Below are 12,721 nucleotides of genomic sequence, written 5' to 3'. Positions count from 1 at the left end.
GCACCCTCACGACTCGCCCCTCTCCGGGGCGGCCGCCGCGGCGGCGGTGACGGCGGCGACGGTGCCGCTCACGGCCGCGGCGTACACGACGTCCTCGGCCTGCAGGACGGTGTCGGCGGTGGGCAGCAGGCCGGTGCCGAACCGGACGATGAACGCCACCCGGCTGCCGGTGGCCTCCTCGATCTCGGTGACCAGCCGGCCCGACCAGTCCTCCTGGAAGTGCAGCTGCATGATCGCGACGGTGCCCGAGGGGTCACGCCATGCGGTGGCCACGCCGTCGGGCAGCAGCATGCGCAGCAGACGGTCGGTGGTCCACGGGACGGTCGCGACGGTCGGGATGCCGAGCCGCTCGTAGACCGCGGCGCGCTTGGCGTCGTAGATCCGGGCGACGACGTGGGAGACGCCGAAGGTCTCGCGGGCCACGCGCGCGGCGATGATGTTCGAGTTGTCGCCGGACGAGACCGCCGCGAACGCCTCGGCGCGGTGGATGCCCGCGGTCGTCAACGTCTCGCGGTCGAAGCCGACCCCGACGATCTCCTGGCCGTGGAAGTCGCTGCCGAGGCGCCGGAACGCCTGCGGGTCGCGGTCGACCACGGCCACGTCGTGGCCCAGCCGCTCGAGCGCCAGCGCGAGGGACGACCCCACCCGCCCGCAGCCCATCACGACGATGTGCACGCCCGCGGCCTCCCGACTCCTGGCTCCCCGACTGCTCCCCGACCCGCCGACCCATGCTGCCCGTCGGCGGTGCGCACCGTATCGCCCGCACCACCTCACCGGGACGCGCCCGCGCGCGTGGACGCGCCTACGCTTTCCGCGTGTCCAAGCTCGCGACGGCGACCAAGCGCCTGCTGCTGGGTCTGCCGTTCCGCAGCGACGCACTGCAGGGCACCCTGCTGCGCAAGCGCATCGCCCTGCCGGTGTTCGCCTCCGACGCCCTGTCGTCGGTGGCGTACGCCCCGCAGGAGGTCCTGATCACCCTGTCGCTGGCGGGGCTGGGCGCCTACGCGCTCTCGCCCTGGGTGGGCGTGGCGGTGATCGTCGTCCTGATCACCGTGGTCGTCAGCTACCGCCAGAACGTGCACGCCTACCCCTCGGGCGGCGGCGACTACGAGATCGCGACGGTGAACCTGGGCCGCTACGCCGGCCTCACCGTGGCGAGCGCCCTGCTCGTGGACTACACGCTGACGGTGGCCGTGTCGGTGTCCTCGGCGGCGGACAACCTCGGCGCGCTCGTGCCGTTCGTCGGCGACCACAAGGTGCTCTTCGCCGTCGCCGCGATCCTCGTCCTCACCGCCGTCAACCTGCGCGGGGTCCGCGAGTCGGGCGTCACGTTCGCCGTCCCCGTCTACTGCTTCATCGTCTGCATGGTCGGCATGATCGTCGTCGGCGTGGTGCGGCTGGCCCTGGGCCAGGACCTGGTCGCCCCCAGCGCCGGGTTCGGCGTGCTGCCCGAGGGCGGGGGCGACTCCACCGACGACCTCACCCAGCTCGCGCTCGTCTTCCTGGTGCTGCGCTCGTTCACCCAGGGCTGCGCGGCGCTCACCGGCGTCGAGGCCATCAGCAACGGCGTGCCGGCGTTCCGCAAGCCCAAGTCGCGCAACGCCGCCACCACGCTCGCGCTGCTCGGGCTGATCTCGGTGTTCCTGTTCTCCGGGATGATCGCGCTGGCCCGCTCGTCCGGCGTGGTCATGGCCGAGCGGCCCGGCGAGCAGCTGGTGGGCGCCCCGGCGGGCTACCGCCAGGAGACGCTGATCGCGCAGCTCGCGCGCTCCGTGTTCAGTGGCTTCCCGCCCGGCTTCTGGGCTGTGACGATCTTCACGGCCCTCATCCTCGTGCTGGCCGCCAACACCGCCTTCAACGGCTTCCCGGTGCTGGGCTCGATCCTCGCCCAGGACCGCTACCTGCCCCGCCAGCTGCACACGCGCGGCGACCGGCTGGCGTTCTCGAACGGCATCCTGTTCCTGGCGTTCTTCGCGATCGTGCTGGTGGTGGGGTTCGGCGCCGAGGTCACCGCGCTCATCCCGCTCTACACGGTCGGGGTGTTCGTGTCGTTCACGCTCTCCCAGACCGGGATGGTCCGGCACTGGACGCGGCTGCTGGCCACCGAGCGGGACGCGGGGGAGCTGGCGCGGCTGCGGCGCTCCCGGTGGATCAGCGGCTTCGGCACGGCGATGACCGGCACCGTGCTGCTCGTCGTGCTCGTGACCAAGTTCGTGGTCGGCGCCTGGATCGCGATCGTGGCCGGGGTGCTGGCGTTCCTCATGATGCTGTCGATCCGCAAGCACTACGACCGGGTCAGCGAGGAGATCGCCGCCCCCGAGGTCATGACCTCGACGCTGCCCAGCCGCAACCACGCGATCGTGCTGGTCTCGCGGCTGCACATGCCCACGCTGCGGGCCGTGGCCTACGCCCGCGCGACGCGCCCCGACGTACTCGAGGCGCTGACGGTCAACGTCGACGACGCCGACACCCGCACGCTCGTCGCGGAGTGGGAGTCGCGCGACATCCCGGTGCCGCTCAAGGTCGTCGAGTCGCCCTACCGCGAGATCACCAAGCCGATCCTGCAGTACGTCAAGCGGATCCGGACCGACAACCCGCGGGACGTGGTCACCGTGTTCATCCCCGAGTACGTCCTCGGGCGCTGGTGGGAGCAGCTGCTGCACAACCAGAGCGCGCTGCGCCTCAAGGGCCGGCTGCTGTTCCAGCCCGGCGTCATGGTGGTCAGCGTGCCCTGGCAGCTGGAGTCCTCGAAGCGCGCCGCGGCCCGCAGGCCCCCGGGTGCCCCTGGTTCGGCGCGCCGCGGCTACGAGCCGCCGCCGGGCGCCGGCGCCACCGGCTCCGCCCCGCCCGACGCCGCCCCGGCGCCCCCGCCGCGGGGGTCGCGGGGGTCGCGGCCCGAGCCGGCCGGGCCGTCGCGGTGAGCGGCGCCGGCACCGGGGCCGTCGACTGGACCGACCGCCTCCTCGAGGTCGACGTCGGCGCCGTCGCCCACGGCGGGCACTGCGTGGCGCGCCACGAGGGCCGGGTCGTGTTCGTGCGCCACGCCCTGCCCGGCGAGCGGGTGCGCGCCGTCGTCACCGAGGACGGCGGCGGCTCGTTCTGCCGGGCCGACGCCGTGGCGGTCCTGCACGAGTCGCCGGACCGTGTCGAGCCCGCGTGCGCCTGGGCCGGGCCCGGCGGCTGCGGCGGCTGCGACTGGCAGCACGCGACACCCGCGGCCCAGCGGGGCCTCAAGGCCACGGTGGTCGCCGAGCAGCTCGCGCGCCTGGCCGGCGTCGAGCGCGACGTGGTGGTCGAGGAGCTGCCCGGGGGTGCGCTGGACTGGCGCACCCGGATGCGGATGGCGGTCACCGACGACGGGCGCCCGGGCCTGCGGGCACACCGCAGCCACGAGGTGCTGCCCGTCGGCGACTGCCCGATCGCCGCGCCGGGCGCGCTGCTGCCGGTGCTGGAGCGGGAGTGGACGCCGACCGCCGAGGTCGAGATCGTCCGCGACGCGGCGGGCGAGGTGCACGCCACCGAGCTGTTCGAGGGCGCCCGGCACCCCGAGCTCGGCAGCGGCACCGCGCACGAGCGCGCGGCGGGCCGGTCGTGGGCGCTGCCCCCCGAGGCGTTCTGGCAGGTCCACCCGCACGCCGCCGACGCCGTGGTCGACGCCGTGCTCGAGGGCGTCGGCGAGCTCACCCCGGGCGCGTGCGCCTGGGACCTCTACGGCGGCGCCGGGCTCATCGCCGCCCCGCTGGCCGGGCGCGTGGGCGACGGCGGGCGCGTGGTGCTCGTCGAGAACGACCCGGCGGCCACCGCGGCGGCGGGGGAGTGCCTGGCCGACCTGCCCGCGGTGCAGGTGGTGCGCGGGCGGGTGGAGAAGGTCCTGGGCGGGCTGCCCGGCCCGCCCGACGTCATCGTCGCCGACCCGCCGCGCAAGGGGCTCGGGCGCGGCCTGGCCGGCGAGCTCGCGCAGCGCGGGGCCGCGCGGATCGTGCTCGTGGCCTGCGATCCCGCCGCGCTGGCCCGCGACGTGGCGGCCCTCGCCGAGCACGGCTACCGGCTCGAGGGACTGCGTGCCTTCGACGCCTTCCCGATGACCCACCACGTCGAATGTGTCGCAACCCTCCTCGCGTCGTGACCGGCTCCGGTACGAAGAGCACAGCAGCGTCGGGGGGATCGTCGAGGGGATCACCGGTGAGCGGCAGCCTGGTCAGCGCAGGACTGGTGCCGGCCGGACCCGTGAGCTTCCTCGACGGCGTCCGGCTCGTCGACCACCACTGCCACAGCGTCGTCTCCGGTCCGCTCGACCGCCCCGGCTTCGAGGCCCTGCTCACCGAGGGCGCCGGCCCGGCCGCGGGCACCAGCAGCTTCGACTCGGCGCTGGGGTTCTCGGTGCGCCGCTGGTGCGCCCCCGCCCTCGACCTGCCCGCCCACACCGCGCCCGACGACTACCTGGCGCGCCGCGCCGAGCTCGGCCCGGACGAGGTCAACCGGCGCTTCCTCGGCGGCGCGGGGGTGGGCGCGGTGCTCGTCGACCACGGGCTCGCGCCCGGCACCCTGCTGCCCCCCGCGGCGCTCGGCGCGGCCGCCGGTGCGTCGGTGGGGGAGGTCGTGCGCCTGGAGGCGGTCGCGGAGGCCCTCGCGGACACCGGCGTCGGCGCCGCCGACTACGGCGACGCGCTGGTCGAGGCCGTCGCGGCGCGCACCGCCGACGGCGGCCACCCGGTGCCCGTGGCCTGCAAGAGCGTGCTCGCCTACCGGGCCGGGCTCGACGTCGACCCGACGCGCCCGGAGGCCGACGAGGTGCAGAAGGCCGCCGACGGGTGGCTGCGCCGCCGCGAGCGGACCGGCGAGCCGCTGCGCGACCCGGTGCTGCTGCGCCACGGGCTGTGGACCGGGATCGACACCGGGCTGCCGCTCCAGCTGCACACGGGATTCGGCGACGCCGACGAGGACCTGCACCGGTCGAACCCGGCGCTGCTGGTGGGGCTGGCGCGCCTCGTCGAGCCGCTGGGCGTCCCGCTGATGCTGCTGCACTGCTACCCGTACCACCGCGAGGCCGCGTGGCTCGCCCAGGTGTTCTCGGTGGTGCACGTCGACGTGGGCCTGGCGGTGCCCTACGTCGGCCCCCGGGCGGCCACGATCATCGCCGAGCTGCTCGAGCTGGCGCCCTACGGCAAGGTGCTCTACTCCTCGGACGCCTTCGGGCTGCCCGAGCTGCACCTGCTGGGGGCGCTGCGCTTCCGGTCGGCGCTGGGTGGTCTGCTGGAGCACCTCTGCGCGACCGACGAGCTCGCGCCCGCCGACGCCGAACGGGTGGCCACCATGATCGGGACCGACAACGCACGCCGGGTCTACGGGCGGATGCCGGTGTGAGCAGGCCCGGCTCCGGGGGCACGGTCCCCGCCGATCCGCCCCGCGTCGACCCCGCCCTGAAGGCGGCCCTCGAGGCCGAGCTGGACGCCGCCGTCGCGCTGCGCCACGCCCTGCACCGCGACCCGCGGCTCTCCGGTGACGAGGCCGACAGCCGCGACCTCGTGCTGGCCGCGCTCGCCGACGTCACGACCGCGCCCGAGCTCGTCGCCGACACCGGCGCGATGGTGCGCCTGGGCGCGCCGGCGCGGGACGGGCGGCCGGCGGTCGCCGTGCGCGCCGAGCTCGACGCCCTGCCCGTCGTCGAGCGCACGGGCCTGCCCTACAGCGCCACCGGGCCCGCGGCGCACGTGTGCGGCCACGACGTGCACGTCGCCGCGCTGGTCGCGGTGGTGCGGGCGATGGCGCGCGTCGGCCCCGAGCACCGCGGCCCGGCCCCGCTGCTCGCCGTGTTCCAGCCCCGCGAGGAGAAGGCGCCGTCGGGGGCGTCCGACGTCGCCACCGACCCGCGGTTCGCCGCCCACGAGGTCGGGGCGATGCTCGGTGTGCACGTCCAGCCGGAGCTGCCGCGCGGCACGGTCTCGGTGCGTGGCGGGCCGGTGAACGCCTCGGCGGACGAGATCGAGATCGAGGTGCACGGCCGCGGCGGGCACGGCGGCTACCCGCACCGCACCCGCGACCCCGTGCTGGCGCTGGCCCAGATCGTCGCCGGCGTGCACCACATCGTGTCCCGCCGCGTCGACCCCATGGTCGCGGGCGTCATCACGCTCGGGCAGATGGAGGCCGGCTCGGCGCCCAACGTCGTCCCCGAGACCGCCACGGCGCGGGGCACGGTCCGGGCCCTGGACGCCGACCGCGACGAGCTGCTCGCCGCCCTGCGCGAGGTCGTCGAGGGCACCGCCCGCGCCTACGGCTGCACGGCGACGCTGACGGTGGTGCCCAACGAGCCGGCGGTGGTCAACGACGAGGCGCTGGCCCGCACGGTGGCGCGGGCGCTGGGCTCGCGCCGCTCGACCGACGCCGGGGCCGACGACGGCGGCGCCGGGATCGGCGGGCTCGTGCTCGACACCACCTTCCGGTCCTGCGGCGCCGACGACTTCTCCCACTACGGTGAGGTCCTGCCGTCGCTGATGCTGTTCGTCGGCACCGCCGCCGCCGGGACCACCCCCGGCGCCGGCCCGGGGCTGCACCACCCGGAGTTCTCGCCGGACGACGCGATGGTCGGCGAGGTCGCCCGGGCGCTGCTCGCCGCCGCGATCGCCGCGGGTGCCGCGCTGGCGCCCGCCGCGGACCCGGTGACGGCGGCGGCCCCGAACGGGTAGTACCCCCGCTCCCCGACCGCGCTGATCCCCACCGGAGTACGAGTCGTGACCGAGATCCAGGCGTTCGCCCGCGAGTTCCTGCGCGACCCCCTCAACGTCGCCGCCCTGGTCCCCAGCTTCGCCCCGCTCTGCCGCCAGGCGGCCGCGCCGCTGCCCGAGACCGGCGACCCGGTCGTCCTCGACCTCGGGGCGGGCACCGGCCAGGTCACCGACGTGATCCAGGAGAAGCTCGGCGGCCGGGGGCGGCACATCGCCGTCGAGTTCAACCCGCGGATGGCCGCGATCCTCGCCGAGCGCCACCCGAAGGTCGAGGTGCTCTGCGACGACGCCCACGCGGTGGTCGAGCGCCTGCTCGCCGAGGGCGTGCGCAGCGACCTCACCGTCTCCGGTCTGCCGTGGCTCGCGACCGCGCCGCGGCGGGGCCGCTCGATCTTCGAGCCGCTGGCGCGGCTGGCCGCCCCGGGCGGGGCCGTGACGCAGCTCGCGCACGCGTGGATCCGCTTCTTCCCGGACGCGCGGAAGGTGCAGCGCAACCTCGAGGCGAACTTCGAGGAGGTCGTGGTCACGCGCACGGTGCTCGCCAACATCCCGCCGGCGGTCGTCTACGTGGCGCGGCGGCCCCGCGTCCGGTGACGAGCGCGACCTGCGGCTCCTGCCCGCGTCCGTAGACTGGCGTGCCGAAGCGCCGTGTCCGATTTCGCCAGCCGAGGTGACCCGTGACGTTGCTCGACCGTGTCCGCACCCCCGCGGACCTGCGGGGTCTCGACGCGGACGAGGTCGTGGCCCTCGCCGCGGAGATCCGTGCGTTCCTGGTGGAGAAGGTGTGCCGCACGGGCGGGCACCTGGGACCCAACCTGGGTGTGGTCGAGCTGACGCTGGCGCTGCACCGGGTGTTCGACTCCCCGCGTGACGCGCTGATCTTCGACACGGGCCACCAGAGCTACGTCCACAAGATCCTCACCGGGCGCTCCGGCGACTTCGACGGGCTGCGCCAGGGCGGGGGGCTCTCGGGCTACCCCAGCCGCGCCGAGAGCGAGCACGACCTCGTCGAGAACTCCCACGCCTCGACCGCGCTGTCGTGGGCGGACGGCCTGGCCAAGGCCGACGCGCTCACCGGGCGCGACCGCGCGGTCGTGGCGGTCGTCGGCGACGGCGCGCTCACCGGCGGCATGTGCTGGGAGGCGCTCAACAACATCGCCGCCGCGCCGGACCGGCCGGTCGTCATCGTCGTCAACGACAACGGGCGCTCCTACTCGCCGACGATCGGCGGGCTGTCGCGCAAGCTGACCTCGCTGCGCCTGCTCCCGCGCTACGAGCAGGTGCTCGAGCACGGCAAGCGCGCGGTGCAGCGGGTGCCCGTCGTCGGCTCGACGCTGTACTCGGCGCTGCACGCGGCGAAGGCCGGCGTCAAGGACGCGCTGAGCCCGCAGCCGCTGTTCGCCGACCTCGGGCTGAAGTACCTCGGCCCCGTCGACGGCCACGACGTCGGGGCCCTGGAGCACGCCCTGGCGGTGGCCCGCGACTTCGGGGGGCCGGTCGTCGTGCACGCGGTCACCGCCAAGGGCCGCGGGTTCGCCCCCGCCGAGGCCGACGAGGCCGACCTCATGCACTCCACCGGCGTGCTCGACCCGCAGACCGGCCTGCCCGTGGGCCCGAGCGCGCGTGACTGGACGACGGTCTTCACCGAGTCGATGCTCGAGCTCGGCCGGGAGCGCTCCGACATCGTGGCGATCACCGCGGCGATGCCGGGCCCGACGGGGCTCTCGGCGTTCGGCGCGGCCTACCCCGAGCGGCTCTTCGACGTCGGTATCGCCGAGCAGCACGCCATGACCTCGGCGGCCGGGCTCGCCGCGGGCGGGCTGCACCCCGTCGTCGCGATCTACTCGACGTTCCTCAACCGCGCGTTCGACCAGCTGCTCATGGACGTGGCGCTGCACCGCGCGCCGGTGACGATCGCGCTCGACCGCGCCGGGGTCACCGGCAGCGACGGCGCGAGCCACAACGGCATGTGGGACCTGTCGATCCTCGGGATCGTGCCGGGCCTGCGGGTGGCGGCGCCGCGCGACGCGGTGACGCTGCGCGAGGAGCTGCGCGAGGCCGTGGCCATCGGCGACGGCCCCACGGCGCTGCGCTGGTCGAAGGGCGCGGTCCCCGCCTCGGTGCCCGCGATCCGCACCCTCGGGCCGGCGAGCGGGCCGGGGCGCGTCGACGTGCTCGCCGAGCCCCAGCGTCCCTCGCGCGCCGCCCCGCGCCCCACCGCCGTCGAGCGCCTCGGCGAGGCCGCGCTGCCGGAGGTCCCGGACGTGCTGCTGGTCTGCGTCGGCGGGTTCGGCGAGCTCGGGGTGCAGGCCGCGGAGCGCCTCACCGCCCAGGGGATCGGCGTCACCGTGGTCGACCCGCGCTGGGTGCAGCCGGTGCCCGAGGCGCTGGCGACCCTCGCCGGCGAGCACCGCCTCGTGGTCACCGTCGAGGACGGCGGGCGCCACGGCGGCGTGGGCTCGGCGCTGTCCGAGGTGCTCTCGGCCGCCGGCGTCGACGTGCCGGTGCGGCGCCTCGGGCTCGACCAGGAGTTCCTCGCGCACGCCTCGCGCGGCCAGGTGCTCGCCGCGGCCGGGCTCACCGACGCCGACGTCGCCCGCCGCGTCACCGAGTGGGTCTCGGGACGCGAGGCGCTCACCGTCCCGGACGCGGATCTCGCACGCTGACCTGGGGTTCTTCTCAGCCACTGCTCAGGTGAGCTGTGGCACCGTGGAGACGTGCGAGTACTGATCGTGGAGGACGAGCAGGCCCTGGCCGACGCCCTGGCGCGTGGGCTCCGGCGCGAGGGGATGGCCGTCGACGTCGCGTACGACGGCGACGAGGGCAGCGAGAAGGTCGGCGTCACGCGCTACGACGTCGTCGTGCTCGACCGCGACCTGCCCGGGCGCTCGGGCGACGACCTGTGCGCCGAGATCGTCGGCGGGGTCACCCGCGTCATCATGCTCACGGCGAGCGGCACGCTGCGCGACAAGGTCGAGGGCCTCGCGCTCGGCGCGGACGACTACCTGCCCAAGCCCTTCGACTTCCCCGAGCTCGTCGCCCGCGTGCGCGCCCTCGGCCGGCGGGCCACCCCCGCCGTGCCGCCGGTGCTGCGCTCCGCCGACGTCGTGCTCGACCCGGCGAAGCGCACGGTCACCCGCCGCGACACGGTGCTCGAGCTGACCCGCAAGGAGTTCGGGGTGCTCGAGGTGCTCATGGCCGCCGGCGGCGCCGTCGTCAGCTCCGAGGAGCTGCTCGAGCGGGTCTGGGACGAGAACGCCGACCCGTTCACCACCACCGTGCGGGTCACGGTCATGACGCTGCGCAAGAAGCTCGGCGAGCCCGGCATCATCGACACCGTCGTGGGCTCGGGCTACCGGGTGCCCGCGGGGACTCCTGCGGTCGTCTAGCCGGCCTTCACCAGGTGCTGCGGCCCGCCCCGTAGCGTCACCGGCGTGACCGCCGGATCGGCTGGATCGTCAGCCCTGCGCCGTGGCCCCGGGCTGCGCGTCCGGCTGACGATGCTCGCCACCGGGCTCGTCGCCCTGGTGGCGGTGCTGCTCGTGTGGCTCGGCTGGGTCCTGGTCGGCGAGGTCGCCGCCGGCGTCCCGCAGCTCCCGCCCGACACGCCGGTGATCGTCGACGGGGTGAGCGTCCCCGCCGGGCAGCTGGCGGACGCGCTCACGAAGTCGGCGCGCGTCGAGGTGCTGCGCCTCGGCTCGGTGGCGTTCGCGATGGTCGTCGTGGCGGCGGCGATCGTGTCCTGGGTGCTGGTGCGCCGGGTCCTGCGCCCGCTGCACGACGTCACGGCCACCGCGCGGCGCCTGTCGGCGGAGTCCCTCGACGCCCGCATCGGGGTCACCGGCCCCCGTGACGAGGTCGCCGAGCTCGCCGCCACCTTCGACGCCATGCTCGACCGGCTGCAGGCGGCGTTCGACGCCCAGCGCCGCTTCGTGGCCAACGCCAGCCACGAGCTGCGCACGCCGCTGGCGGTCCTGCGCACCGAGGTCGACGTGACCCTCGCCGACCCCGACGCCGACGTCACCGAGCTGCGCCGCATGGGCGAGGTGATCCGCGACGCCACCCGCCGCGCCGAGGACCTCGTCGCCGGGCTGCTGCTGCTCGCCCGCACCGAGGCCGCCGAGACCGTGGCCGCCGACCCGGTCGACCTCGCCGAGACCGTGCCCGGCGCGCTCGACGCCGTCCGCGCCGAGGCCCGCGACCGCGGCCTGACCGTGCGCACCGACCTCGCGCCCGCCGCGGTCGCCGGCGATGCCGCCCTGCTGGGGCGCGTGGCCGGCAACTTGCTCGAGAACGCCGTGCGCCACAACGTCGAGGGCGGCTGGCTCGCGGTGCGCACCGGCGTCGAGGACGGGCACGCGGTGCTCGCGGTGGCCTCGTCGGGGCCCGTGGTCGCGCCCGCGATGGTCGCCGAGCTCTTCGAGCCCTTCCGCCGCGGCGCCGGGCGCACCGGCAGCGGCACCGGGCTGGGCCTGTCGATCGTGCGGGCCGTGGCCCAGGCGCACGGGGGCCGGGCACAGGCCGAGCCCGTGGAGGGCGGCGGCCTGGCGGTCAGCGTGCTGCTGCCGTCTCAGGACTCCTGAGGGTCCGGCTCCGGCTCCGGGACCGGGGTCTGCAGCGCCTCCGCGAGCAGGGGCGCGGCCAGCTCGGCCTGCCACGGGCGGGCGCCGAGCTCGGCCAGCGCCGCCGCGACGCCCTCGGCGTCGGCCTGCTCCGGGGGCGCCCAGCACAGGCGGCGCACGAGGTCGGGGGTCACGAGGTTCTCCACCGGCGTGCCGGTGCGCTCCGAGAGCCCGGCCAGGGCGGCGCGCGCCGCGGCGAGGCGCGCGGCCGCCGCGGGGTCCTTGTCGCCCCAGCGGTGCGCGGGCGGCGGGCCGTCGGGCGGCGGGGCGCTGGCCGGCCACCCCGAGCGCGGCAGCGCGCGGGCCCGCTCGATCGCCGACCACCAGCGGTCGGCGAGGCGGCGCTGCGCGCGGCCCCGGAACACGGGCATGGCGACGAGCTCGTCGCGGCGCGCGGGCTCGCGCAGCGCGGCGTCGACGATCGCCGCGTCGGGCAGGAGCCGGCCGGGGGCGACGTCGCGGGCGGCGGCGAGCTCGTCGCGCGACTCCCAGAGCTCGCGCACCACCGCGAGCGCGCCGGGCCGGCGGACCTTGTGCACCCCGGAGGTGCGGCGCCAGGGCTCGGCGCGCGGCAGCGGGGGAGGGGCGAGGCGCACGGCCTCGAACTCCTGCTGCGCCCAGGCCGTCTTGTGCTGGCGCTCGAGGTCGGCGGCCACCGCGTCGCGGAGCTCGACGAGCAGCTCGACGTCGAGGGCGGCGTAGGTCAGCCAGTCGTCGGGCAGGGGGCGGCGCGACCAGTCGGCGGCGCCGTGGCCCTTCTGCAGCCGCACGCCCAGCAGGTGCTCGGTGAGCGGGCCGAGCCCGACACGCGGGTAGCCGACGAGGCGCCCGGCGAGCTCGGTGTCGAACAGGGAGTCCGGCCGCATGCCGACCTCGGCGAGGCAGGCCAGGTCCTGGGACGCGGCGTGCAGCACCCACTCGACGCCGCGCAGGGCCTCGCCGAGCACGGAGAGGTCGCCGCCGCAGGCGATGGGGTCGACGAGGAAGCTGCCGGCGCCGTCGCGGCGCAGCTGCACCAGATAGGCGCGGGCGGAGTAGCGGTACCCCGACGCCCGCTCGGCGTCGACCGCGACCGGGCCGTGACCCGAGGCCAGCGCAGCGGCGGCGTCCGAGAGCGCGGCACGGTCCGCGACGAGTGGGGGCACACCTTCGGCCGGCTCGAGCAGGTCGACGACGGTCTCGTCGCCCGGCGGGTCGTCCTGCCCGCTCTGCGCGGGGTCCGTGTCTGCCGTCACGAAGGACGCAGTCTGCCGCGCGTCGCCCGTCTCCGCGGGAGATACGGCGGAACGCGTGGGCGTGTCGCCGTCCCCGGGGTCCCCGGGCGTGCGGATCGAGGTCGGGTCACGGACCCCGCCGGCGTCACCGGCGGGGTCCGTG

The 12,721-nt window shown here is 76.2% G+C and carries 10 protein-coding genes; 8 read left to right on the top strand and 2 right to left on the bottom strand.

What is annotated here, in order from left to right:
• Nucleotides 1–6: 6 nt before the first annotated feature.
• A complete protein-coding gene (locus ACFPK1_RS14345) occupies nt 7–675 on the bottom strand; it encodes a potassium channel family protein (RefSeq protein WP_378021609.1) in 669 nt (222 codons plus the stop codon).
• A gap of 140 nt (nt 676–815) precedes the next feature.
• Between ACFPK1_RS14345 and ACFPK1_RS14340 the strand changes: the two genes are divergently transcribed.
• The 8 genes from ACFPK1_RS14340 to ACFPK1_RS14305 all read left to right on the top strand — a co-directional run bounded on the left by ACFPK1_RS14340 (nt 816) and on the right by ACFPK1_RS14305 (nt 11,305).
• Nucleotides 816–2,921 carry an APC family permease gene (locus ACFPK1_RS14340; protein WP_378021608.1) on the top strand — a complete coding sequence of 702 codons (2,106 nt, stop codon included), beginning with the start codon at nt 816–818 and terminating at the stop codon, nt 2,919–2,921.
• Complete coding sequence (locus tag ACFPK1_RS14335; protein ID WP_378021607.1) at nt 2,918–4,126, top strand: class I SAM-dependent RNA methyltransferase; 1,209 nt, start codon at nt 2,918–2,920, stop codon at nt 4,124–4,126. Before ACFPK1_RS14340 ends, ACFPK1_RS14335 begins: the two co-directional genes overlap by 4 nt.
• Nucleotides 4,127–4,182: 56 nt before the next feature.
• Nucleotides 4,183–5,364, top strand: a complete 1,182-nt coding sequence (locus ACFPK1_RS14330) for an amidohydrolase family protein (RefSeq protein ID WP_378021606.1) — start codon at nt 4,183–4,185, stop codon at nt 5,362–5,364.
• Nucleotides 5,361–6,683, top strand: a complete 1,323-nt coding sequence (locus ACFPK1_RS14325) for a M20 metallopeptidase family protein (RefSeq protein ID WP_378021605.1) — start codon at nt 5,361–5,363, stop codon at nt 6,681–6,683. The genes ACFPK1_RS14330 and ACFPK1_RS14325 overlap by 4 nt, the downstream gene beginning before the upstream one ends.
• Before the next feature lie 45 nt (nt 6,684–6,728).
• Complete coding sequence (locus tag ACFPK1_RS14320; protein WP_378021604.1) at nt 6,729–7,316, top strand: class I SAM-dependent methyltransferase; 588 nt, start codon at nt 6,729–6,731, stop codon at nt 7,314–7,316.
• 83 nt (nt 7,317–7,399) lie between these two features.
• Nucleotides 7,400–9,388 (top strand): 1-deoxy-D-xylulose-5-phosphate synthase, encoded by a 1,989-nt coding sequence (gene dxs, locus ACFPK1_RS14315; protein WP_378021603.1) that lies wholly within the window; start codon nt 7,400–7,402, stop codon nt 9,386–9,388.
• 51 nt (nt 9,389–9,439) lie between these two features.
• Nucleotides 9,440–10,111 carry a response regulator transcription factor gene (locus ACFPK1_RS14310; RefSeq protein ID WP_378021602.1) on the top strand — a complete coding sequence of 224 codons (672 nt, stop codon included), beginning with the start codon at nt 9,440–9,442 and terminating at the stop codon, nt 10,109–10,111.
• 111 nt (nt 10,112–10,222) lie between these two features.
• Complete coding sequence (locus tag ACFPK1_RS14305) at nt 10,223–11,305, top strand: sensor histidine kinase (RefSeq protein WP_378021647.1); 1,083 nt, start codon at nt 10,223–10,225, stop codon at nt 11,303–11,305.
• Here ACFPK1_RS14305 and ACFPK1_RS14300 read toward each other — a convergent pair.
• Nucleotides 11,293–12,579 carry an HRDC domain-containing protein gene (locus tag ACFPK1_RS14300; RefSeq protein WP_378021601.1) on the bottom strand — a complete coding sequence of 429 codons (1,287 nt, stop codon included), beginning with the start codon at nt 12,577–12,579 and terminating at the stop codon, nt 11,293–11,295. The genes ACFPK1_RS14305 and ACFPK1_RS14300 overlap by 13 nt on opposite strands.
• Nucleotides 12,580–12,721: the final 142 nt, after the last annotated feature.

It is taken from the genome of Actinomycetospora rhizophila, from assembly GCF_042657905.1.
GTDB classification, from domain to species: Bacteria; Actinomycetota; Actinomycetes; order Mycobacteriales; family Pseudonocardiaceae; genus Actinomycetospora; species Actinomycetospora rhizophila.
The sequence above is the reverse complement of the archived record's forward strand: the minus strand, read 5'-3'. Positions and strand labels throughout refer to the sequence as shown.

Bases quoted from the DNA above. Each gene is read 5' to 3' on its own strand.
- ACFPK1_RS14305 (WP_378021647.1), top strand. From the start codon at position 10,223: ATGCTCGCCACCGGGCTCGTCGCCCTGGTGGCGGTGCTGCTCGTGTGG.